Annotated in this window: 19 protein-coding genes; 12 read left to right on the forward strand and 7 right to left on the reverse strand. The window is 72.8% G+C overall.

Annotated features, from left to right (window positions below; all coding sequences use genetic code 11):
• The 4 genes from E1284_RS05150 to E1284_RS05165 all read left to right on the forward strand — a co-directional run.
• Positions 1–500 (forward strand): universal stress protein (locus E1284_RS05150; protein WP_131937597.1); only part of this gene is annotated, 500 nt, incomplete at its 5' end.
• Between the two features lie 106 nt (positions 501–606).
• Complete coding sequence (locus E1284_RS05155; protein WP_131937599.1) at positions 607–1,479, forward strand: universal stress protein; 873 nt, start codon at positions 607–609, stop codon at positions 1,477–1,479.
• A gap of 72 nt (positions 1,480–1,551) precedes the next feature.
• Entirely contained in the window at positions 1,552–2,337 is a 786-nt protein-coding gene (ppk2, locus tag E1284_RS05160; RefSeq protein WP_243714263.1) for a polyphosphate kinase 2, read from the forward strand.
• 71 nt (positions 2,338–2,408) lie between these two features.
• On the forward strand, positions 2,409–5,066 hold the full coding sequence (locus E1284_RS05165; RefSeq protein ID WP_131937603.1) for a bifunctional acetate--CoA ligase family protein/GNAT family N-acetyltransferase: 2,658 nt from the start codon (positions 2,409–2,411) through the stop codon (positions 5,064–5,066).
• Positions 5,067–5,076: 10 nt separating this feature from the next.
• Here the strand turns inward: E1284_RS05165 and E1284_RS05170 are convergent, their stop codons facing one another.
• The 3 genes from E1284_RS05170 to E1284_RS05180 form a co-directional block, all read right to left on the reverse strand.
• Positions 5,077–6,441, reverse strand: coding sequence for a wax ester/triacylglycerol synthase family O-acyltransferase (locus E1284_RS05170; protein WP_207923573.1), 1,365 nt, complete (start codon positions 6,439–6,441; stop codon positions 5,077–5,079).
• 165 nt (positions 6,442–6,606) lie between these two features.
• The gene (locus E1284_RS05175; protein WP_131937607.1) at positions 6,607–8,628 is read right to left on the reverse strand and encodes a right-handed parallel beta-helix repeat-containing protein; all 2,022 of its coding nucleotides are present in this window, start codon (positions 8,626–8,628) and stop codon (positions 6,607–6,609) included.
• 267 nt (positions 8,629–8,895) lie between these two features.
• Positions 8,896–9,504, reverse strand: coding sequence for a TetR family transcriptional regulator (locus tag E1284_RS05180; RefSeq protein ID WP_243714264.1), 609 nt, complete (start codon positions 9,502–9,504; stop codon positions 8,896–8,898).
• 156 nt (positions 9,505–9,660) lie between these two features.
• Between E1284_RS05180 and E1284_RS05185 the strand changes: the two genes are divergently transcribed.
• Together E1284_RS05185 and E1284_RS05190 are read left to right on the forward strand one after the other, a co-directional pair.
• Complete coding sequence (locus E1284_RS05185) at positions 9,661–10,431, forward strand: SDR family NAD(P)-dependent oxidoreductase (protein WP_131937610.1); 771 nt, start codon at positions 9,661–9,663, stop codon at positions 10,429–10,431.
• Positions 10,432–10,516: 85 nt separating this feature from the next.
• Positions 10,517–11,389, forward strand: coding sequence for an enoyl-CoA hydratase/isomerase family protein (locus tag E1284_RS05190; protein ID WP_131937612.1), 873 nt, complete (start codon positions 10,517–10,519; stop codon positions 11,387–11,389).
• 211 nt (positions 11,390–11,600) lie between these two features.
• Here E1284_RS05190 and E1284_RS05195 read toward each other — a convergent pair whose 3' ends face one another.
• A complete protein-coding gene (locus E1284_RS05195; protein WP_131937614.1) occupies positions 11,601–13,025 on the reverse strand; it encodes an aldehyde dehydrogenase family protein in 1,425 nt (474 codons plus the stop codon).
• Positions 13,026–13,318: 293 nt separating this feature from the next.
• On the opposite strand from E1284_RS05195, the gene E1284_RS05200 reads away from it, so the two are divergent.
• Positions 13,319–14,281, forward strand: a complete 963-nt coding sequence (locus E1284_RS05200; RefSeq protein WP_207923575.1) for a YihY/virulence factor BrkB family protein — start codon at positions 13,319–13,321, stop codon at positions 14,279–14,281.
• 29 nt (positions 14,282–14,310) lie between these two features.
• On the opposite strand, the gene E1284_RS05205 is transcribed toward E1284_RS05200, so the two are convergent.
• On the reverse strand, positions 14,311–15,246 hold the full coding sequence (locus E1284_RS05205) for an AraC family transcriptional regulator (RefSeq protein ID WP_131937618.1): 936 nt from the start codon (positions 15,244–15,246) through the stop codon (positions 14,311–14,313).
• Positions 15,247–15,350: 104 nt separating this feature from the next.
• Here E1284_RS05205 and E1284_RS05210 point away from each other — a divergent pair, with 104 nt between their 5' ends.
• Complete coding sequence (locus tag E1284_RS05210; protein ID WP_131937620.1) at positions 15,351–16,094, forward strand: class I SAM-dependent methyltransferase; 744 nt, start codon at positions 15,351–15,353, stop codon at positions 16,092–16,094.
• A gap of 113 nt (positions 16,095–16,207) precedes the next feature.
• Here the strand turns inward: E1284_RS05210 and E1284_RS05215 are convergent, their stop codons facing one another.
• On the reverse strand, positions 16,208–16,894 hold the full coding sequence (locus E1284_RS05215) for a PaaI family thioesterase (RefSeq protein WP_131937622.1): 687 nt from the start codon (positions 16,892–16,894) through the stop codon (positions 16,208–16,210).
• A gap of 113 nt (positions 16,895–17,007) precedes the next feature.
• Between E1284_RS05215 and E1284_RS05220 the strand changes: the two genes are divergently transcribed.
• Positions 17,008–17,697 carry a TetR/AcrR family transcriptional regulator gene (locus tag E1284_RS05220; RefSeq protein ID WP_207923576.1) on the forward strand — a complete coding sequence of 230 codons (690 nt, stop codon included), beginning with the start codon at positions 17,008–17,010 and terminating at the stop codon, positions 17,695–17,697.
• 78 nt (positions 17,698–17,775) lie between these two features.
• Positions 17,776–19,767, forward strand: a complete 1,992-nt coding sequence (gene ligA, locus E1284_RS05225; RefSeq protein WP_131937624.1) for an NAD-dependent DNA ligase LigA — start codon at positions 17,776–17,778, stop codon at positions 19,765–19,767.
• 21 nt (positions 19,768–19,788) lie between these two features.
• Here the strand turns inward: ligA and E1284_RS05230 are convergent, their stop codons facing one another.
• Positions 19,789–20,211: a VOC family protein gene (locus E1284_RS05230; protein ID WP_243714265.1), complete on the reverse strand. Its 423-nt coding sequence runs from the start codon at positions 20,209–20,211 to the stop codon at positions 19,789–19,791.
• Between the two features lie 130 nt (positions 20,212–20,341).
• On the opposite strand from E1284_RS05230, the gene E1284_RS05235 reads away from it, so the two are divergent.
• Positions 20,342–21,964, forward strand: a complete 1,623-nt coding sequence (locus E1284_RS05235; protein ID WP_207923577.1) for a GMC family oxidoreductase — start codon at positions 20,342–20,344, stop codon at positions 21,962–21,964.
• Positions 21,961–22,758 (forward strand): enoyl-CoA hydratase/isomerase family protein, encoded by a 798-nt coding sequence (locus E1284_RS05240; protein ID WP_243714266.1) that lies wholly within the window; start codon positions 21,961–21,963, stop codon positions 22,756–22,758. Before E1284_RS05235 ends, E1284_RS05240 begins: the two co-directional genes overlap by 4 nt.
• The last annotated feature ends 1 nt before the right edge of the window (position 22,759 follow it).

Genomic DNA, 22,759 nt, shown 5'->3' on the forward strand with positions numbered 1-22,759 from the left:
CGGTGGCGCTGCGGGTGCCGGCCAGGGCGGATCGGCCGGTGGTGGTGGTGCGGTCGGCGGCGCCGCGTGATGGGCTGGTGGTGGTCGGGGTGGACGGTTCGTCCGGTGGTGATGCGGCGCTGGGGTTGGGGTTTGAGGAGGCGGCGCTGCGCGGCTGGCGGCTGCGGGCGGTCTATGGCTGCTGGGAGCCGGGTGCGGCGCCGGGTGGGGATCTGTCGCTGTTCGGTGATGAGGACGCGCTGCGCCGGGTGTGCGGTGCCGTGCTGGAACGCGCGGTGGCGCCCTGGCGGGTGAAGTACCCCCACGTCCAGGCCACGACGTCGCTGGTGCTGAAGTCGCCGCGCCAGGCGCTGCTGGAGGCGGCCGAGGACGCGACGTTGACGGTGGTGGGTGCGCGTGGCACGGGGGTCGTGGAGTCGCTGACCCTCGGCGCGACCAGTGATGCGCTGCTCAAGCATGCTCCGTGCACGGTGGCCGTTGTGCCGGGCCGCGACCGGTGACGAGTGAGGCCGTCCCCAGCGGGCCGGCTTCACCGCTGCGAGGAGGGTAACCGGAGACAGGTCTGGGGATGTATGGACCCGATCGAACTCGGGAAGTGCGCAGGACATGGATGCAAACGCGATCTCCGGTGTCGTGGTGGGGTACGACGGTTCGCAGAACGGCGTCCGGGCCTTGGACTGGGCTGCGGACGAGGCCCGTGCCCGCGGCCTGCCGCTGACCGTGGTCCACGCGTGGGAGGCCTTCATCGGAGGCTCGATGGCCATGGCGATGGTGGACCTGGGGCCCCTGGCGCAGGAGACGCTGGACGGCGGTGTCGAGCATGTCCGCAAGCATGCGCCCGACGTGCCCGTGCAGGGCGTCCTGGAATGCGGGCAGTCGGCCGCGAAACTGCTCGAAGCGGGCAGGAACGCCGCCCTGATCGTGCTGGGGCCGCGGGGCCTGGGCGGGTTCGCCGGCCTGCTGCTCGGGTCGGTCGGCGCCCAGGTGGTCGCGCACGCCTCCTGCCCGGTGGTCATCGCCAGAGGCGACCCGGACCGGCCCGCGGGGCCGGGGCATGTCGTGGTCGGTGTGGACGGTTCACCGGCGTCCCGGGCCGCGCTGGCGATGGCGTTCACCGAAGCCGGACTGCACGGACTGTCCGTGCACGCGGTGGCCGCCTGGGAACCGGAGCCGGTGAAGGATCCTCCACCGCTGGTCGATGAGGCCGGCATGCGGGAGGCGGCCACAACGCGGCTGGACCGGCTGATGATCCCGCTGCGGGACCGTCACCCGGGAGTGGACGCGCAGGCCGAGGTCAAGGCCGGCGCACCGCGCGAGGTCCTGCTGGACGCCGCGCAGGACGCGCGCCTGCTCGTCGTCGGCTCGCGGGGGCTGGGCGGCTTCCGGGGCCTCCTGCTCGGATCGGTCAGCCACGCCCTGGTACAGCACGCACCGTGCCCGGTGGCGGTCGTCCACGCGGCCGAGAAGCCCGGCGGCTAGCGCTGCCGTGCGCATCGGCCAGACTGTGGGGCGTGCCCGATGCTTGGAGGCGGTATGGGTGGTCCTCGGCGTTTGCCCCGGCGAGTCTACGAGCGCGAGCTGCTGCGGCTGCAGGAGCAGCTGATGGTGCTGCAGGAGTGGGTGCGCACGGAGGGCGCGCGCGTCGCCGTGGTGTTCGAAGGGCGGGACGCCGCCGGCAAGGGCAGCACCATCAAGCGCGTCACCGAATACCTCAACCCCCGCGTCGCTCGGATCGTGGCGCTGCCTGCGCCGAGCGACCGGGAGCGGACCCAGTGGTATTTCCAGCGGTACGTCGAACACCTCCCGGCGGCCGGTGAGATCGTCCTGTTCGACCGGTCCTGGTACAACCGGGCGGGAGTCGAGCGGGTCATGGGGTTCTGTACCGGTCAGGAGTACAGGCGCTTCCTGCACCAGTGCCCGATTTTCGAGCGGATGCTGGTCGAGGACGGCATCCTGCTGCGCAAGTACTGGTTCTCGGTCAGCGACGCCGAGCAGGAACGCCGCTTCCGCAGCCGGCTGGACGATCCGATGCGGAGGTGGAAGTTGTCCCCCATGGACGTGGAGTCGATTTCGCGCTGGGAGGAGTACTCGCGCGCCAAGGACGAGATGTTCGTCCACACCGACATCCCCGAGGCACCCTGGTATGTGGTCGAAAGCGATGACAAGCGCCGTGCCCGCATCAACATGATCTCCCACCTCCTGTCGACCATTCCCTACCGCGAAGTGGAGCGCCCGCGGCTCCAGTTGCCCGACCGCCCTCCGTCCAAGGGATATGAGCGGCCCCCGCGGGACGAGCAGACCTACGTCCCGGACCACGCGGCGACCTTGGTCCGCTGAGGGACCATGGTCCCGGCTTCGGGTGACCTTGGGACGCTGATCGGCGATCAGCCGCGTTGGACGCTGAGGACATGACGGAGCGGCTTTCCGGCGCGCGGGCGTTCGCGCTGCTGACCGACGGTACGCAGATCGAGATCAGGCGCCTCGGTGCGGCGGACCTGGACGCCGTGCGCGGACTCCACGAGGGGCTGTGCGAGGAGAGCCTGTACCTGCGGTTCTTCGGGCTCAACCGCGCGATGGCGGGCGAGGTGGCCGGACGGGTCTGCCGGGCGGACGGCGCCGATCACGCGGCGCTCGGCGCCTGGCTGCACGGCGGCCTGGTCGGCGTCGCGGAGTACGAGCCGACCGGCGTGCCGGGGGAGGCCGAGGTCGCGATGGCGGTCGCCGACCGGATGCACCACCGGGGCGTCGGGACCCTGCTGCTGGAGCACCTCGGTTCGCTCGCCCGCGCCAACGGGCTGGTCGCCTTCCGGGCCGACACGCTGCCGGAGAACAGCGCGATGCTGCGGGTGTTCGCCGACGCGGGGATGGCGGTCCGGCAGCGGACGTCCGGCGGCGTCGTCGCACTGACGATCCCGCTGGCCTGCGACGACGGGTACCTGGACGCGGTCGCCGAGCGCGAGCGGCGGGCGGACGTGGCGAGTCTGGAGCCGCTGCTGCGGCCCCGGTCGGTCGTGGTCGTCGGAGCGTCCCGCAAGCGCGGGACGGTCGGCGCCGAACTGCTGCACAACATCATCGCGGGCGGATACGAGGGCGCCGTGTACGCGGTGAATCCGCATTGCGCGGCGGGCGAGTTGCACGGCGCGCCGTGCGCGGCGACGCTCGCCGACCTCCCCGAGGCGCCCGATCTCGCGGTGGTCGCGGTGCCGGCGCCCTCGGTGCCCGCCGTGGCGGCGGCGTGCGGCCGGTTCGGGATCTCCGCGCTGGTGGTGATCGGGTCCGGGCTGTCCGCCGGCCAGGGGCGCGGTCTGCTGGCCGCCTGCCGGGAGTACGGCATGCGGCTGGTCGGTCCGAACTGCCTGGGCGTCGCCAACACCGGGATCCGGCTGGACGCGACGTTCGGCGCCCGCCCTCCCGCGTCCGGCGGCGCGGGCGTCGCGGTCCAGTCGGGCGGTGTCGGCATCGCCCTGATCGAGGAGCTGTCCCGGCTCGGCATCGGGGTCTCGACCTTCGCCTCGGTCGGCGACAAGTACGACGTCAGCGCCAACGACATGCTCATGTGGTGGGAGTCGGACGAGACGACCCGGCTCGGCGTCCTGCACGTGGAGTCGTTCGGCAACCCCCGCAAGTTCGCCCGGACGGCGCGCCGGGTCGCCGCGACGATGCCGCTGCTGACCGTCCTGGCCGGACGGTCGGCGGCCGGTACCCGCGCGGCGGCCTCGCACACGGCGGCGGCCGCGACCCCGGAACTGACCCGCCGGGCGCTGTTCGAGCAGGCCGGCATCGTGGCCACCGACGACCTCGGTGAGCTGGTCGACGCCGCCGCGCTGCTGGCGGCGCAGCCGCTTCCGGGCGGCCCGCGGGTGGCGGTGGTGTCCAACGCGGGCGGCGCCGGGGTGCTGGCGGCGGACGCCTGCGCCGACGCCGGGTTGACCGTCCCGGTCGTGGGCGAGGCCACCCGGCGCGTCCTCGCCCGCGTCCTGCCCGCCTGCGCGGCGGTCGGCAACCCCGTCGACACCACGGCCGCCGTCTCCGCCGAGGCGTTCCGCGAGGCCATCGAGCTGGTCGCCGCGGACGGCGCCGTGGACGCCGTGCTGGCGCTGGTGGTCCCGACCGCCCTCGGCGACCTGAGGAGCGCACTGCGCGGCTGCCGCAAGCCGATGGCGGCGGTGGTGCTCGGGCAGGCCGAGACGGTCACGATCAGCACGGTCACGATCAATGACGACGCGGTTCCGTGCTACGCCTACCCGGAGAACGCCGCCCGCGCGCTCGCCCATGCCTGGAAGTACGCGCGCGGGCGGGACCTCCCGCAGGAGCCACCGCCCACGCTGCCCGGCCTGCGCCCGGACGAGGCGGCGGGCATCATCGGCGGCTTCCTGACCGGCGAGCCGGACGGCGGCTGGCTGCCGCCCGCCGAGACGTACCGCCTGCTGGAGTCCTATGGGCTGCCGGTGGCCGAGTGGCGCTGGACCCGGACCGGGGACGAGGCGGTCACGGCGGCCCGTGACCTGGGCGGCCCGGTGGCGCTGAAGGCGCACGTTCCGAAGATCCTGCACAAGACCGCCGCCGGCGCGATCGAGCTCGGTCTGGACGGGGAGCAGGCCGTCCGTGCCGCGTTCGGCCGGCTGTCCGAGCGGTTCGGCGGCGATCTGGAGGGCGTGCTCGTCCAGGCCATGGCGGGGCAGGGCGTCGAGGTGCTGTGCGGTGCCGTCCAGGACGAGGTGTTCGGGGCGGTGGTGGTCTTCGGGGCCGGGGGCGTCGACGCCGACGCGCTGGCCGACCGTGCCGCCCGGCTGGCGCCCCTCACGACCCGCGACGCGGGCGAGCTGATCCGCGCCCCGCGGCTGTCGGCCCTGCTGCTCGGCCACTCGGCCCGCCCGGCCGGTGACGTCGAGCGGCTGGCAGAGGTGCTGCTGCGGCTGTCGAGGTTGGCGGCCGACCATCCGGAGATCAGCGAACTGGACCTCAACCCCACGATCGTCCGGCCGGACGGGGCCGTGGCCGTCGATGCCCGCGCCCGCCTCGCACCCCGCCGCGGCTGGGACCCCTACCTGCGCCGGCTCCGCTGAGCCGGGCCCGTCAGGCCGTGGGTGCGGCCTGCGCCGCCTCCTTGAGGAGTTCGTCGATCCCCTCGCGGATCCCCGCGCACAGGGTCTCCAGGTCCGGGACGGCGTCGTGGTCGGCGGTGAGCCCGAACGACAGGCCACCGTCGTAGGACACGATGCCGACGGCGGTGCGCAGCCCGGCCGTGATCGGGATGTAGGGGTCGATCTCCAGCATCCGGCACCCCATCGCGTACAGCGGGAAGGACGGACCCGGGACGTTGGTGACGATCGTGTGGATCAGCGGCTGGCGCAGCCGCAGCGCCGTGCGGGCGGCCGCGGCCAGCAGGCTCGGGGCACCGCCGAAGAGCTGGACGAACGCGTCGAGACCGGCGGCCTGGTCGCGGCTCTTCAGCCCGTCCATCTGCTCCCTGATGAGGCGCAGGCGCCGCACCGGGTCGGCCTCCCCGCACGGCAGGTCCACCGGCACCGCCGACACCCGGTTCGACGGGACGCCGCGCTCGGCCGCCGACCGGACCGACACCGGCACCATGGCCCGCACGATCGACTCCTCGGCGAGAAGGCCCCGCGCCTGGAGGAGATCGCGGAATCCGCGGGCGGTCGCGGCCAGGGCCACGTCGTTGACCGATCCGCCGAACGTGCGCCGGATGCGGTCGACCTCGTCCATCCCGGCGTAGGTCCGGGTCCAGCGCCGGCGCGGGCCGGTCGGCCCGTTGAGCGCCGGCGCCCCGGACCCCAGGAGCCGCGTCGCGTACCCGGGGACCGCGCTCGCGACGGCGAACGCGTCCCGCATCGCGGGCAGGAACAACCGGGTCGCCTGCCGTCCGAAGCCCTTCAACCCGTCCATGACGCCGTCCCGCAGCACGGATGCGGCGGACGGTTCGGGCTCGGGCGTCCACACCCGCGGCTGCGCGGGCGCCCAGTCCGGGTCGGTCTCGAGGAGCACCGCCAGCAGGTCGATGCCGGCCAGTCCGTCCACCATGCAGTGGTGCACCTTGCAGACCAGCGCCCAGCGGCCGTCCGCGAGTCCGTCGACCAGCCACACCTGCCACGGTGACCGGGTGAGGTCCAGCGGCGGGCCGAGGAGGCGGCCGGCCAGCTCGTGCAGTTCCTCCGGGCCGCCGGGATCGGGCGCGGCCGCGTGCAGGACGTGGTCGCCGATCGCGAAGCGCTGGTCGTCCACCCAGACGGGGTGCGCCAGGTTGAGCGGGACGGTCCGGACGCGCTGCAGGCAGCGCGGCGCGAGCCGCAGCCGGGCGAACACCTGCCGCACGAGGTCCCGATAGTCGGGTGCGGGACCTTCGAACACGGTCACCGTCCCGATCTGCAGCGGGCTCGTGTCGTTCTCCGCGAAGAACATTCCGGCGTCGAGCGCGTTCATCCGTTGCATCGTGCACCGCCCTGTGAGGTCTCATTCCGAGCCAACCTCAGGGCGGGCCGCCGTCCCATCCGGCGTTCGTCCCCACGCCGCGGGCCGAAGGTCCCTGCCGGGTGCCGGGCGAACCCGACCGCGTTGCGGCGGCCCGTCGGGCACCCGGATGTGTCGTCAGGGGAGTTGCAGGGGGAAGGCCGCCGCTCTGGCGTAGAGCTTGTAGAGCTTGAACGGGCCCGCGAAGGGCAGTCCGCAGGCGTTGTCGAGCATGCCGGTCGCGTGCTGCTCGGTCAGCGTCGTGCCGCGCGCTCCCGGATGGTCGATCTGGCCGCCCATGAACACCGCCATCTCGGCCAGCATGTGGTCGCGCTGGTCGGTCGTCATCTCCCGCCAGGAATGGCAGGTCATCGCGGCGAGCATCGCGTCGTCGAGCTCGCTCGTCTCGGGGTGCTCGTGGTCGCCGACCGGTGCCGTCCCGAATGCGGCTCCGGCGGCGGCCTTCGGGGTGGTGAACCAGGGGCATGGGCCGCCGGGCTTCAGATTGGCCATGCACGTGAGCAGTTCGAGCTCGTTGCCCAGATTGCCGAATCCGAAGCTGAGGAAGGGCGCCTTGCCGTTCAGGCAGTCCGGCAGATTACTGGGCGAACTGGTGACGGTGCCGTTGGCATACCAGCAGTTGCCGGTGTTGCCGGGGAAGGCGTCCCACCAGAAGTCCGTGCCGTTGCCGGCCATCCGGTTGCCGTAGAACTGGTTGCGGTGCGACGTGGACAGCTTCAGCGGGTCGCAGCCCGTCATGGGCTGGTCGGCGCAGACGAACGCGTCCGGAACGGCGAAGAGCATGGCCCCGCGCCGCCGGTTGTCGCGGAACGTGTTGTTCCGGACGACGTTGTCGTCACCGCCCGCGATCCACATGCCCGTCCCCACCGGAACCGGCACGGTCGGGACCACGTCGCTGCCGGCCAGGTACGGGTTGAAGTTGTTGGAGAAGAAGTCGTTGTTCTCGACGAGGTCGCCCTGCTGGGGGAATCCGGGATGCCCGGCGGCGGTGAACACGTCGGTGGTGAAGCCGAGGGCGTTGTCGTAGAAGTTGTTGTGGTGCACCCAGGTGGCGCTGCCGTCGGTGCCGGAGTAGCCGCTGGTGTTGTGGTGCGAGTCGCAGTAGCGGATCTCCTGGCTGTAGCGCGCCTTCGGGTAGACGCGCTCGTCGCGTCCGGCCCCGGTCTTCGCGCCCGACCCGGGATACAGCCCGGAGTCGCCGTTGCCGGCCGCCTCGCAGTTCTGGATCACGCCGTGGTCCTCGACGAAGGTGAGCACGCCGTACTCGCCCGCGTAGAAGGTCTTGAAGCTGTCCAGCAGGTACCCGTTGCTTTCCAGCACATAGATGTCGTGCTCGTTGGCATGCCGGACGGTCAGGTTCCGCAGCACGAAGCCGTCGGCTCGGTCGGCGCGGATGCCCACGTCCTTCGCCGAGTTGCGCGGGCCGCCGTTGCCGGACGACGGGTCGCCGGCCTCCACGACCACGTCGTCGGCGCTCACGCCCGACCCTTCGAGCTGGAGGTTGCAGCGCACGCACGCGCCCCGGTTGGGGATGCCGTGCCGGTCGACGAGCGGCGGGTCCGGGTCCTGGCCGCCGCCGGGGGCCCGGCCGAGCACGGCGATCAGGTTGGCGTCGTTCTGGCAGGTGTACTCGCCGAGGTAGGAGTACGCGCCGGTGCTCAGCTTGTACTGGTCGCACGCGGGGTCGTGCGTCGGCTTCCGGCGTGCCGTGGGCTCGGTGTAGACGCCCGGCAGCACCACGACCCGGTCGTTGTTCCGCGAATCGGTCACCGCGGGCTGGATCTCGCTGTACCGGCACCGGTCGAACAGCGCCCGGTTGATCCGCTTCAGGTCCCGCGCCCTGGTGGCGCTGAGCGTCCGGTGGTCGTGCGGCCGGACGTCGTAGCCCGACTTCAGCGCCCGTTCGATCGAGGCGTCCAGCCGCTCCAGCGAGTCCGGCCGGCACACCACGCGGGTCGTGCTCCCCGGGACGGTCTCGACGGCCGACGCCAGACTGCGCGGCGTCGGCACCGTCCCGCCGGCGCACGGGCTGACGGAGCAGTCGGGACCGGGAGCCGGCCAGTACGACGGCCGCTCGATGTGCGCCTGCGCCCCCGGCACCAGGCCGAGGACCAGCAGCGCGGCGGCCGCCACGGGCACCCATAGTCTCCTCGGAAACCGCAGGCCCATCGGGAACTCCCTCGCTCAGCGCTCCACGTGATCCCCGAACGCTTGCTCGGTGCCCATGGAACCACGATCACCAAACCCGAGGAAGTCTCACAACCCGGCAGTTCTCTGATGACCGTTAGAGGCCACCACGGCCGGCAGGGCCAGGACTCCGGCGGGTACGCCCCTCCTGGTGCATCCTCGTCGAAAGTAGCCAACAGCGGCTGCAAGGAGGCCGATCGGTGGGCCGGGCGCCATGCCTTAGCGGCTGTCGTCGATCACCGCGCGGAGGGCGGTGAAGGCCTCGGTGTACTTCTCCGCCGGTGATCGTGCGGCGCCCTCGTCCAGCCAGCGTTCGGTGGCCAGGCGCACGGCGCACAGGACGATGCCGGCCACGAGACGGGGAGCGAGGGAGCGGCCGCCCGGGGCGATGCCGGCGCAGCGCGCTTCGAGAGCGGCGGCCAGGGCGTTCTCCCAGGAGACCAGTTCGGCGTCGGCGTGGGCCCGTGCCGTGCGGGTCTCGGCGCGGATGCGGGCTTCGAGCCGGGTCATCTCCCGGTAGCGGCGCCAGTTGGCGGTGATGTCGACGAACGCGTTGCACAGGGCGGTGAAGGCGTCCTCGTGTTCCGGGCGCGCGTCCAAGGCGGCCAGCACCGCGTCCAGGCGGCCGTAGTGCAGGCCGATGACGAAGCAGCTCTCCTTGGAGTCGAAGTAGCGGAAGAACGTGGAGCGGCTGATCTCGGCGCGCTCGCAGATGTCCTCGACGCGGACCGCCTGCATGCCGCGCTCGGCGACGAGTTTCACCGCGGCCTGCGCGGTCGCGGTGTACATGCGCTGCTTCTTGCGCTCCCGCAGACCCGGCTCGTTCATAGGATGCATATTGACACTCTGTCTCAGTTGATGCAAAGTCTCCGCAGGCGCCCGGTCATCGGTCGCCGGGGGAGTCGGGAGAGAGGGCGTCGGTGTTGCTCGATCAACGGTGTTCCAGGTCGGAGTGCGGAACTCCGCTCTCACTGGACGGTCCGCATGGACGCTGAACGCCTGCGCACACTCTTCGATCTGTCCGGACGGGTGGCGGTCGTGACCGGCGGCACGCGGGGCATCGGACGGGCGATCGCCGAGGGGTTCGCCGCCGCCGGGGCGAGCGTCGTGGTGGCCAGCCGCAAACCCGAGGCCTGCGCCGAGACCGAGGCGCACCTGACGGCGATGGGCGGATCGGCGCTCGGCGTCCCCGCCCATCTGGGCGACCTGGACGCGCTGGACGCCCTGGTCACGCGCACCGTCGACACCTTCGGACGGCTCGATGTCCTGGTCAACAACGCCGCCAACCCCCTGGCGCTGCCGCTGGGGGACATCACCCCCGAGGCGTTCGCCAAGTCGCAGGAGGTCAACGTCCGCGGGCCGGTGTTCCTGGTGCAGCGGGCGCTCGACCACCTCACCGGTAGCCCGTGCGCGTCGGTCGTCAACGTCGTGTCCGCCGGGGCCTTCCTGTTCTCCCCGTACGTGTCGATGTACGCAGCGGCCAAGGCCGCCATGATGGCCTACACCCGTTCCATGGCCGCCGAGTTCGCCCCGCGCGGCATCCGGGTCAACGCCCTCGCGCCGGGCACCGTCGACACCGACATGGTCCGCAACAACCCGCCCGAGTTCCAGAAGGCCATGGAGCAGGCCGCCTTGCAGCAGCGCATGGCCCACCCGGACGAGATGGTCGGACCCGCGCTGTTCCTGGCCTCCGACGCGTCGAGCTTCGTCACCGGCCAGGTCCTCATCGCCGACGGGGGCCTCGTCCCGCGCTGAGCACCGTCCACGGGCCCGGTGTCATGCCGCGGGCTCCCGGACGGTCCACGACGGCGAAGCCGACTCCACGAGCTAAGGAATCCCCATGCTGACCGACAGCAGCGCCTACCTGCGCGACACGCCCGCCACCGGCCGGACGGTGCGCGTGGAGGAGCCCGCGCCGGGCGTCCGCCTCCTCACGCTCGACCGGGAGCACCGGCTCAACGCCATGTCCGGCGAGCTGATCAAGGACCTGCACGCCGCGCTCGACGGCATCGCCGTGGACGAGGGCTGCCGCGCCGTCGTCCTCACCGGGGCGGGACGGGCGTTCTGCGCGGGCCTCGACCTGCACGAGCCCCCGGCCCGCGATGCCGCTCCGCCGGCGGCGGAGGAGGACGCGGCACGGCGCCGCAGCCCCCAGGCGGCCATGCACGTCCAGCAGGCCATCGCCTCACTCGTCCCGAAGCTGCGCAACCTGCCGCAGCCGGTCATCGCCGCCGTCAACGGACCGGCCGCCGGCGGCGGCTTCGCCCTGGCACTGGCCGCCGACATCCGGATCGCCGCCGCGTCCGCCCGGTTCAACGCGGCCTTCGTGAAGATCGGCCTGTCCGGCTGCGACATCGGCGTCAGCTGGCTGCTGCCCCGCCTGATCGGCGCCGGGCCCTCCCACGAACTCCTGCTCACGGGCCGCTTCGTGGACGCCGCCGAAGCCCTGCGGATCGGCCTGGTCAGCCGCGTCACCGAGGACGGCGCGGTGGTCGGAGCGGCCCTGGAGACCGCGGCGCTCATCTGCGCCAACAGCCCCATGGGCGTGTGGATGACCAAGGAGGTCGCCTGGAGCCAGCTGGAGGTCGGCAGCCTCCAGGCCGGCATCGACCTGGAGAACCGCACCCAGATCATGACCTCCTACACCCGCGACCAGACCGAGCAGATCACGTCCTTCCTGGAGCGCCGTCCGCCGGAGTACACCAACTCCTGACCGCCGTGCACGACTCGGCCCGAAGGGACCGGGCGTCGATGCGGACCCGGCCCCGAGTTCATCTCCTCGCCACTGGAAGAGCTGGTTCTCGGTGTAGAGCCCCGCACTCGGCGATGCCGTGCGCCTCCAGGGACCGGAGGAGAGCGATGCGCCACAGGGGTGAGCCGATCTCGCCGCCTGAGTGGGCGGGCGAGATCGGCTCAGGTGCAGGTCAGGCGTTGTGGCCCATGATGGCCTTGGTCTCCAGGAATTCCTCGAAGCCGAACTCGCCCCATTCGCGGCCGTTGCCGGACTGGCGGTAGCCGCCGAACGGGGCGTTGAAGTCGGGGCCGGCGCCGTTGAGGTGGACGTTGCCGGTGCGGATGCGGCGGGCCATCGCGCGGGCGCGGTCGGCGTCGCCGGAGATGTAGCCGGACAGGCCGTAGAGGGTGTCGTTGGCGATGCGCACCGCGTCGTCGTCGTCCTCGTAGCCGATCAGGACCAGCACCGGTCCGAAGATCTCCTCGCGCGCGATCGTCATGTCGTTGGTGACGTGGGAGAAGACCGTCGGGCGCACGTAGTACCCCGTCTCCAGGCCCTCGGGCTTGCCGGGACCGCCGACCTCGACCTTGGCGCCCTCGCCGATGCCCTTCTCGATGAGCTGCTGGATCCGGCCGTACTGGGTGGCCGAGACCACGGGGCCGATCGCGGTGGTCTCGGCGCGCGGGTCGCCGACCGCGACGTTCCGGGCCGCCTCGGCGGCGATCGCGGCGGCCTCGTCCATGCGGGCGGCCGGGACGAGCATCCGCGTCGGGGCGTTGCAGGACTGCCCGGAGTTCGTGCACAGGCCCGCCACGTCCCGGGCGATGGCCGCCGGGAGGTCGGCGTCGTCCAGGATGATGTTGGCGGACTTGCCGCCGAGTTCCTGGGCGACGCGCTTGACAGTCGGGGCGGCCGAGCGGGCGACCTCGATGCCGGCGCGGGTGGAGCCGGTGAACGACACCATGTCGACGTCCGGATGCGCCGACAGCGGCGCGCCGACGCCGAGACCGTCGCCGTTGACGAGGTTGAAGACGCCCGCGGGCACTCCCGCCTCGTCCAGGATCTCGGCGAACAGGACGGCGTTCAGCGGCGCGACCTCCGACGGTTTGAGCACCATCGTGCAGCCCGCGGCGAGGGCCGGCGCGACCTTGCAGGCGATCTGGTTGAGGGGCCAGTTCCACGGGGTGATGAGCCCGCAGACGCCCGCCGGCTCCCGGACGATCGTGGTGGAGCCCAGCTGCCGCTCGAACTCGTAGCCGGCCAGCACGTTGCGGACGGTGGCGAAGTGCCCGAGGCCCGCGGGCGCCTGCGCCGCCCGGGCCAGGGACAGCGGCGCGCCCATCTCCTGGCTGATGATGTCGGCGAGCTCCTCCATCCGCCGGCCGTACACGGCGATGATGGCGTCGAGCAGGTCGAGGCGTTCCTGCCTGCCGGTCAGCGAGTACGACTCGAACGCGTCCTTGGCGGCGGCGACGGCGGCGTCCACGTCGTCCGGGCCGCCCATGGCGATGGACGTGATCGGCTGCTCTGTGGCGGGGTTGACGACCTCGATCGTCGTGTCGCCGCGCGGTGCGACCCACCGGCCGCCGATGTAGAACTGCTGGACGTGGTCCACCGATACCCTCCCTGCGGGCGCGGCGCGCCCGAGGCCGCCGACGACCGAATCCGAACGGGGTTCTACTAGCTCCCGGGGCCTCAGCATAGGCCGCCCGCCGCAGGGAAGACCATGGCGAGCGCGGACTTTCCGATCCGGGGCCGCGAACCCGCCGGGCCCGATCCCGTGGTCGCGCTTCGGGACCGTCCCCTTCTGAACCCTCCACGCCGATCACCGACCGGCTGCGGCGGGCCCCCCGGCGGGTTCGGCAACGGTGCGCGGGGAAGGGGACGCCCGTGGGAGTGGTCGGTCGCGTGGACGCCTATCAGAGGCGGCATGGCTGGGCGGGGCTGCCGCTCGCGGTGGTGTACAAGTTCGTGGACGACCAGGGCGCTTATCTCACCGCGATGATCACCTACTACGGGTTCGTGTCGCTGTTCCCGCTGCTGCTGTTGCTGGTGACCGGGCTGGGTTTCGCGTTGCAGGGCAGCCCCGGGCTGCAGGCGCGCGTCCTGGATTCCGCGCTTGCGCAGTTCCCCGTCATCGGGGACCAGATCGGCGCGAACATCCATTCGCTCCACGGCAACGTCCTGGCGCTGGTGGCGGGTGTCGTGGGAAGTCTGTACGGCGGGCTGGGCGTCGTGCAGGCCGCCCAGAACGCTCTGAACAAGGTGTGGGGGGTGCCGCGCAACTCCAGGCCGAACCCGGTGGCGTCCCGAGTGCGCAGCTTGGCGCTCCTGGCCATCGGCGGCGGGGTCCTCCTGGCGACGACGCTGCTGTCGGCGGTGACCGCCTACGCCGGTGTCCTCGGCGTTGCCGTGCGGTCGGGGGCCGTCGTGTTCGCGGTCGCCGTCAACACCGTTCTGTTCATGGTGGTGTACCGGGTGCTCAACGCCCGGCCCCTGACGCTCGCCCAGGTCCGGACGGGGGCGATCGCGGCCGCGCTGGTCTGGCAGGTCCTGCAGTGGGCCGGCACCTTCCTGCTCGGACACATGCTCAAGGACGCCACCGCCACCTACGGCATGTTCGGCATCGTGCTCGGCCTGCTGACGTGGATTTATCTGGGCGCGGTCACGTTCGTGGCCGGCGCGGAGATCAACGTCGTCCGCGACCGGAGGCTGTGGCCGCGCAGCCTTCTGACGCCCTTCACCGACAACGTCGAGTTGACGGCGGCGGACCGGCGCGCCTACACGTCCTACGCCGAGACCGAGCGGCACAAGGGCTTCGAGAACGTCGACGTCGACTTCGACCCGCCTCCCCGCGACCGCTCGGAGTGACCTCTCCGCCGGTCTGACCGCCGGGGTCGTCAGGGCCAGGCCCGTTCGGTGCGGCGCCAGCGCTGCGGCGTGATGCCGTAGCGGTTGCGGAACCGGCGGACGAGGTAGGTCGCGTCGCGCAGGCCGGTTCGGGCGGCGACGGCGTCGAGCGGCAGGTCGGTCTCGCGCAGCATGCGCCGGACCTCGATCATGCGCCGTTCGGTGATCCATTCGAGCAGAGGGCGTCCGGTGCGCTTGCGGAGGACGGTCGTGAGGTGCCCGGGGGTGTAGCCGAGCGCGCGGGCGACGTCCGCGGCGGAGACCGGGTCGCGGAACGTGCCCTCGATCTCGGCGAAGACCTGCTCGACGAGCGGGTCCGGCGCCGCCGGGGCGGACGGGGCCAGCCGCGCGGACGCGACCAGGAGCCGGGTGAGCGTGGCGGCGACGGCCTCCCGGGCCCCGAGGCGGCCCGGGTCGGTGAGTTCCCCGGCCAGGTCCGCCAGCCACGCGGACCAGGTGTCCCGGGCGGCGCCGGCGACCCGGCCGCGGCCCGTGGCGGGGGTGAACAGGGCGAGGAGGGGGTGGTGCATCCAGGTCAGCGGGGACACCGAGGCGAGGGCGGGGACGGCGTCCGGCGTGAACGCGACCGACCAGGAGTCGCAGCGGGCCAGTTCGGTGACGGTCGTGACGCCGATGACCTGACCGGGCGACAGGGCGTGGACGTCGCCGGAGCGCAGCGGCCGCTCGGCGCCGTCGATGGTGACCGAGCCCGTGCCCTCCTCGATGTAGACCAGGACGAGGAAGTCGTGGGCGTGCCGGTGGTTCGGCGGGAGCGCGGAGTGGGCGGTCGCGGTGTCGAACCGGGTCACCGAGACGGCGGGCGCGCCGGGGCGCTGCTGGTAGCGGTAGACGGGCGTCCCGTCGAGCCGCACCGTGCGCAGCCTCGACCCGGACCCCGGCGGGGCACCGACCGAAGAATGTCCCATGACGCCCAACGTATGTCCTGCTCGGCGAACGCGGAATGTCCAAGACTGGCTGGTGACGACACCGACCGCGGGCAGACCCGCCACCGATCGCACAAGGGGTACCCATGCCGGCTTCCACCCAGGTACGCATCCTCGACCAGCGGACTCCGGAGGAGCGGGACCGCCCGTTCCTGCCCGGAGCGGGCAAGACCTGGCTCCTGCCGTTCTACGACGCCTTCACCCGGGTGGGCGGCGTCCGCGCACTGCACGAGCGCGCGGTCGAACTCGCCGCCGTGCGGCCCGGCCAGACGGTGGCCGACGTCGGCTGCGGGACGGGCAACCTGTCGTTCGCCGTCCTCGCCGCCCAGCCGGGCGCGCGGGTGACCGGACTCGACCCCGACGGGGACGCCCTGCGCAGGGCCGCGCGGAAGGCCCGCCGCCGCGGCGTCGCCCTCACCCTCGTCCGCGGATACGCCGACCGTCTCCCCGCCCCGGACGCCTCGTTCGACCATGTGGTCTCGTCGCTGGCCCTGCACCACCTGGACGCGGGCGATCGGAGCGCCTTCGCGCGTGAGGCGTTGCGCGCCCTCCGTCCCGGAGGAACGATCACGATCGTCGACTTCGGCGGACCCTCGTCCGATGCCGAGGGCGACGGCCGTGAGGCACATGGCCACGGTCCGGCCCACGCCCTCCGGCACCTGCCCCGGCTCCGGCGCCCCCGGACGGCGCACGGTCCGGCCGGGGACGGCGATCGGGACCCCGGCATCGCCGCGCTGCTCACCGAGGCCGGATTCGGCGACGCCCGGGAGGTCGGGCACGCCGACCACAGGTTCGGGCGGATCACCTTCGTGCAGGCGACCCGCCCCTGAAACCCCGGTGGCCGTTCCCCGGCGGGGTTGGGAAGTGCGGTCCTGACGCCGAACCGGCTGCTGCTCCCGCTCCCTGTGGAGAGCGGCCACGGCGGCCAAAGGCATAGTGGCCTCTATGCTGACGTCTGCTCCTGCGGGTCGATGCGCAGCCCCGCCGGCTCGATGAAGATCCCGTCGGCTTCGACGGTCACGCCGTCGGCATCGGCGATCGACGCGACGACGAACACCTTGCGCCCCTCTTCGCGGGCGATGCTCGCCTCCAGGCGGAGGGGCCCGAGGGGAGTGCCGCGCCGGTACCGCATGGTGAGCGTCCCCGTGAAGGTCGTCCGGCGCATCGCGGACGCCGTCACCCCCATGATGTGGTCGAGGAGCATCGCGGAGACCCCGCCGTGGACCAGGCCGGGAGGGCCCTCGTAGGCCGCGCCGAGGACCACGTCGGCATGGCATCCCGACGCGTCGTGCACGACCTCCAGGGGCGGTGCTATCGCGTTCGCCGCGCCCACCACGGCGTTGCCCCAGTTCCAGGCCCGCATCTCGCCGTTGAACCTGACGCCGGCCGGGCCGGGCAGCTGGGAGGCCCGCAGCCGGTCGACGAGCCCGGCGAGGTCGTCGCGGATCCGGTGCACCTCGCCGTCGTCGACGGTCGTGCGGATCGCGGCGTCGACCAGCTCGCGGACGGTCCCGGCCAGCGACGCCAGCACCGCCTCCCGGCGGTCCACCTCGGGGGTGGGCGTGTCGTCGCGGACGAAGCCGCCGATGCTCAGCGCGGACACTTCGGGAAAGGGAGGGCGGCTCGTCATGCGCCGACCGTATACCGGAAGTGGCGGCGCGACCAAGCATGACATAGAGATATCTATGCTCGTTGTGGCCGGTATCGCCCTGCCCGGCGTCCCGCCCGATCTACAATCGCCCCGTGACCGAGCCCTCGACCGAACCGGCCGCGGAGCCGAAGGGCGCGGCGGGCCCCGGCATCGCCGGCGCACCGCTCAACGCGCGGGGCGCCCGGCTCAACCGGCGCGGCCTGGAGACGCGCGCCCGCGTGATCGGGACGGCGATCGCCATGCTCGCCGACAGCGAGCACGGCGGCGAGGTCAGCGCCAACCTCATCGCCAAGCGCGCCGGCGTCACCTGGGGCACGGTCCAGCACCAGTTCGGCGACGTCGACGGGCTGTGGGCCGCCGTCCTCGAAGAACTGGGGAACCGGGGCGACATGCTGCCGTGGAAGGAGATGGACGACGGGTCCGTCGCCGAGCGGATGAGCCGGATCGTCGACGCGCTCTGGTCGGGCCTCGACTCGCCCGCCGGCCGGGCGGTGGCGACGCTGCGCGGCCTGCTGCCCCGCAGCACCGCCGAGTTCGCCGAGACCCACCCCCGCACGGCCGAGCAGCTCGCCGTCTGGGACCGCCGGTGGCGGCGCGCCTACGCGCGGGCGTTCCGCGGGCTCGTCGTCGACGCCTACCGCCTGGAGCGCGTCCGCCACCTCCTCCCGGCCGCCGTCCGCGGCCTGTACCTGGAGCAGCGCCTGAGCACCTGGACCGACATCGACGAGGCCCGCGCCGTGCTGGCCGAGTCGATCGCCGGCTACCTCGAATCGCCGTCCTGAACCTCCGGGAGGCGCCGCCGGCGTGCTGCCGGCGTCGGGGCGGCGGACACTGTCGGTGGCTTCGCGTTTAATCGGAGGGTGGACGTCGACAAGCGCATCGCGGAGCTGACCGCCGAGGTCAAGCGGCTGAACGACCTGTACTACGGCACCGGGGACAGCCCGCTGCCGGACGCGGACTACGACGCGTTGAAGGACGAGCTGGCGGCGCTCGTCGCCGAGCACCCCGAGCTGGAGCCGGCCGACAGCCCGCTCGGCGAGGTCAACGCGCCGGCGGAGCTGACCGGGCCGACCGTGCGGCACGCGCGCCCGATGCTGTCGCTGGCGAAGGCGACGAGCGAGGAGCAGATCCGCGCGTTCTGCGAGCGCTTCGGCGGCCAGGTCTTCCGCGTGTCGGAGAAGCTCGACGGGCTCTCGCTCAGCGTCGTCTACACCGACGGGGAGCTCGACTACGTCGCCACCCGCGGCACCGGCGCGGTCGGTGAGCTGGTGACCGAGAAGGTGCGCCACGTGATCCCCGGCCTGCCGGCCCGGATCGGCGAGGCGGGGCGCGTCGAGGTCCGCGGTGAGGCCGTGATGCTGCGGTCGGTGTGGGCGGCCTACAACGAGGCGCACCCCGACCGGACGCTGACCAATCCGCGCTCGGGCGCCGCCGGGACGCTCGTGCTGAAGGACCCGGAGGCCGCGGCGCAGGCCGAGCGGCTGCTGCGCTTCTTCGCCTTCGGCGCCGACCGCGGCGGCGCCGCCGTGGACGTCCCGGCGGGCTTCGAGCCGGTCGCCCAGTACGTGTGCGCGAGCGCCGGCGAGGTGATGGACGCCATCCACGAGATCGGCGGCCGCCGCGACGGGCTCGACTACGACATCGACGGCGCGGTCGTGCGGCTGCACGAGCCGGTGGCGTTCGACGCGGCGGGCTTCAACAGCGCCGAGCCGCGCGGGGCGATCGCGTTCAAGTACCCGCCGGAGGAGAAGCTGACGACGCTGCTGTCGGTCGAATGGCCGGTCGGCAAGATCGGGCGCGTCCCGCCGCGCGCGAAGGTCGCGCCGGTGTTCGTCGGCGGCGTGACGGTGGAGAACGTCACCCTGCACAACCCGCGCCTGATCCGCGAGCGCGACCTGCGGATCGGCGACACGGTGGCGGTCGTGCGGCGCGGCGACGTGATCCCGTTCGCGGGCCGCTCGCTGCCGGAGAAGCGCGACGGGAGCGAGACCGAGATCGTCCCGCCGACGCACTGCCCGTCCTGCGGCAGCGAGCTGGAGGTCCGCGGCACCGGCGAGGAGCGCTGGTGCGCGAACCTGCAGTGCCCCGCCCAGGCGACGCGCCGGCTGATGCACTGGGCCTCGCGCCAGGCGGCCGACATGGAGGGCGTCGGCGACACCTGGATCGAGAAGCTCGCCGAGGACGGCGTGCTCAAGCGCCGCAGCGACTTCTACGACCTGACCGCCGAGCAGCTGCTCGGCTACGAGCGGATGGGCGAGGTCAGCGCACGGAACATGGTCGACTCGATTGCGTCCTCCAAGGGCATCGGGCTGCGGCGCGCGCTGATCGGGCTGGCGATCCCGATGGCCTCCGAGGGCACCGCCAAGCGCCTGTGCCTGGCCGGCTACGAGCGCATCGAGGACGTCGCGGCGGCGACCGCCGGGGACCTGGTGGCGATCCGCGACATCGGCCCGAAGGCCGCCGAGAGCATCGTGGCCTTCTTCGCCCGCCCGGACGTGGGGGAGGAGATCGCGGCCCTCCGCGAGCGCGGCGTGAACCTCGACGTCCTCCCCGAGGACCGCCCCGTCGACGCGGCGGCGGCCGGCGACTCCCCGCTCAAGGGCAAGTCCGTCGTCATCACCGGCGCCTTCACCGACCCCCGCTCCGGCGCGAAGATCAGCCGCCCGGACGTCACCCGCCTGGTCGAGAAGGCGGCGGCGGCGTCCGCCTCCTCGGTCTCGGCCAGCACCGACTACCTGCTCGCCGGCGACAACGTCGGCGCCTCCAAGACCGCCAAGGCCGAGAAGCTGGGGGTGACGGTCGTCTCCCAAGAGGAACTGTGGCGCTGGCTGGCCGAAGCCGACGTGATCTAGCCCCTCGGGCCCCGGCCGTCATCAAGGGGACGCATCACCGCCGTTCCGGTCGTCGGCCGGGCCGAGAAGGTCCCATCTGTTGCCGGCGATGTCGAGGAACACGGCGACCCGCCCGTAGGGCTCGGTGCGGGGCGGGCCGACGAATGCGACGCCGGCGGCCGTCATCCGGTGGAAGGCGGCGTCGAAATCGTCCACTCGGAGGAAGAACCCCACGCGCCCGGCCACCTGGTTCCCGATCGCGGAGGCCTGTCGAACGCCGTCCGCGCAGGCGAGCAGGATCCCGGTCTGCGCACCGGGCGGCCGGACGACGACCCACCGCTTGGGGCGGCCGTCGTTGGTGAGCGAGGGCGAGTCCTCGACCAGGTCGAACCCCAGAGCGCCGGTGAAGAACGCGATGGCCCGGTCGTAGTCGTCCACGACGATGGTGATGAGGTCGAGTCTCACCCCGGTGAGCATAGGCGCCGGTCCGGGACGCGGGCGGGTCCGTTGCGCAGGGTTGGTAGAACGTGTTCTACTTTGCTCTGGAACGTTGACTGGACAGTTGTCCAACCCCCTGGTGTGCGCGGAGGAGCCCGTGGTCCGAGCCGATTACGTCGTCGTGGGTGCGGGCAGTGCCGGGTGCGCGGTGGCGCGCCGGCTCGCCGAGAGCGGCGCGAGCGTGGCAGTGCTGGAGGCCGGCCGGCGGGACACCGCCCGCGGGGTGAAGAACCTGCTGGAGATCCCGGGCGCGGTCGCGGTGCTGATGTCGACGCCGCAGCTGAAGAGGCTCGTGGACTGGGGCTTCAAGTCCGTGCCGCAGACGGCGGCGTGGGGGCGGGTGATCCCGCAGGTCCGCGGCAGGGTGCTGGGCGGCTCCAGCTCGGTGAACGGCATGCTGTTCGTGCGCGGCAACCGGCGGAACTTCGACGACTGGGCCGCGGACGGCGCCACCGGATGGTCCTACGACGACGTCCTGCCGGCGTTCAAGCGGCTCGAGGACTGGGAGGACGGCGCCGGGGAGGTGAGAGGGGCCGGCGGCCCGGTCAAGGTGCGCCGCCAGAAGGACCTCACCGACGCGGCCCGCGCCTTCATCGACGCCGCGACCGACCGGCTGTCCGTCCCGTTCCTGGACGACTACAACGGCCCCGAGCAGGAGGGCGTCGGCGTCTTCCAGCTCAGCGCGGACCGCGGCGTCCGCTACTCCGCCGCCCGTGCCTACCTGCGCACCGACCCGCCGGACAACCTCCTCGTCCTCACCGGCGCCTCCGCGACCCGGATCGTGGTGAGCGGCGGCAGGGCGACCGGCGTCGAGGTCGTCGGCGCCGACGGCGAGACCCAGGTCGTCGCCGCCGACCGGGAGGTCATCGTCTCCGCCGGCGTGTTCGGCTCGCCCAAGCTGCTGCAGCTGTCGGGGATCGGCCCGGCCGACCACCTGCGGCGGCACGGCATCGAGGTGGTCAGCGACCTGCCGGTGGGCGACAACCTGCACGACCACCTGTTCGTGCCGGTGTCCTTCCAGATGGACTCCGCGCTGCGGCGCCCGACCCCGGCGTACTTCATGCGGGGGCTCGCCCAGGCGCGGCTGCGCCGTTCCGGGTGGGCCAGCGGCTCGCAGTTCGAGGCCACCGGCTTCGTCCGCACGTCCCGGGCCGGGGCGATCCCCGACCTGCAGCTGCACGCGCTGTACTGGGTCTACCCGTTCCCCAACCAGGACGGCGACAAGGCGGTGCGCCCGCCGACGACCAAGCCCGGCCTCAGCGTGTTCCCGACGCTGATCTACCCCGAGAGCCGGGGCACGGTCCGGATCGCCGGCCCCGACCCCGCGCTCCCGCCGCTGATCGACCCCGCCTACCTGTCGGCGGGCAAGGACGTCGAGGTCCTGATGGAGGGCATCTCGATCGTCCGCGAGGTGATGGAGGGGACCGGCGACAACCGGGGGGAGATCCGCCCGGGGCCCGACTACGCCGACCCCGCGGAGCTGCGCCGGATCCTGCCCAACATCGTCCACTCGGTCTACCACCCGGTCGGCACCTGCCGGATCGGGACGGACGAGCGCGCCGTCGTCGACCCGCGGCTGCGGGTCCGCGGTGTCGAGAACCTGCGGGTGGCCGACGCGTCGGTCATGCCGTCGGTGACCGGGGGCAACACCAACGCGCCCTCGATCATGATCGGCGAGCGCTGCGCGGACTTCGTGCTGGAGACGGAGGGACGGCGGTGACCGAGACCGCGATCCTGCTGGTCGAGGACGCCGACCGCGTCCGGACGATCACGCTCAACCGGCCCGGGGCGCTCAACGCCTTCAACGAGGCCCTCTACGACGCGCTCACCGACGCCCTGCTGGAGGCCGCCGGGGACCCCGCGGTGGCCGTGGTCCTGCTGACCGGTACCGGCCGCGCGTTCAGTTCCGGCACCGACCTCGTGGAGATGGCCGAGCGGGTGGCCGACCCGGACTTCACGCCGGGCAGGCACGGATTCATCGGCCTCATCGACACGCTGGCCGAGTTCGACAAGCCGCTGGTCCTGGCGATCAACGGGCTGGGCCTGGGCATCGGGCTGACCGTGATCGGGTTCGCCGACCTCGTCCTGATGTCCGAGGACGCACGGCTCAAGACACCGTTCACCAGCCTGGGAGTGGCGCCGGAGGCCGCGTCGAGCTACCTGCTGCCGCGCCTGGTCGGCCGCCAGAACGCCGCCTGGATCCTGCTGTCCGCGGAATGGATCTCCGCGGCCGAGGCCAGGGAGATGGGACTGGTCTGGCGGGTCTGCGAGCCCGCCGCCCTGATGGACGAGGCGCGGCGGGTCGCGGGCACGCTGGCCAAGCGTCCGATCTCCAGCCTGCGGGAGGTCAAGCGCGACATGACCGCGCCGCTCCGCGAGGAGATCCGGCGGGCCCGGGAGCGGGAGAACGACGGGTTCGCCCGGCTCATGGGCGGCCCCGCCAACGCCGAGGCGCTCGCGGCGTTCGCTGAGGGACGCGACCCCGACTTCACCTCCCTGCCGCCGGGCTGGTAGC

Source organism: Actinomadura bangladeshensis (assembly GCF_004348335.1).
Classification (GTDB): Bacteria; Actinomycetota; Actinomycetes; order Streptosporangiales; family Streptosporangiaceae; genus Spirillospora; species Spirillospora bangladeshensis.

Bases quoted from the DNA above. Each gene is read 5' to 3' on its own strand.
- E1284_RS05185 (WP_131937610.1), top strand. From the start codon at position 9,661: ATGGACGCTGAACGCCTGCGCACACTCTTCGATCTGTCCGGACGGGTG.
- E1284_RS05190 (WP_131937612.1), top strand. From the start codon at position 10,517: ATGCTGACCGACAGCAGCGCCTACCTGCGCGACACGCCCGCCACCGGC.
- E1284_RS05170 (WP_207923573.1), bottom strand. From the start codon at position 6,441: ATGAACGCGCTCGACGCCGGAATGTTCTTCGCGGAGAACGACACGAGC.
- E1284_RS05205 (WP_131937618.1), bottom strand. From the start codon at position 15,246: ATGGGACATTCTTCGGTCGGTGCCCCGCCGGGGTCCGGGTCGAGGCTG.
- E1284_RS05155 (WP_131937599.1), top strand. From the start codon at position 607: ATGGATGCAAACGCGATCTCCGGTGTCGTGGTGGGGTACGACGGTTCG.
- E1284_RS05180 (WP_243714264.1), bottom strand. From the start codon at position 9,504: ATGAACGAGCCGGGTCTGCGGGAGCGCAAGAAGCAGCGCATGTACACC.
- E1284_RS05210 (WP_131937620.1), top strand. From the start codon at position 15,351: ATGCCGGCTTCCACCCAGGTACGCATCCTCGACCAGCGGACTCCGGAG.
- E1284_RS05165 (WP_131937603.1), top strand. From the start codon at position 2,409: ATGACGGAGCGGCTTTCCGGCGCGCGGGCGTTCGCGCTGCTGACCGAC.
- E1284_RS05215 (WP_131937622.1), bottom strand. From the start codon at position 16,894: ATGACGAGCCGCCCTCCCTTTCCCGAAGTGTCCGCGCTGAGCATCGGC.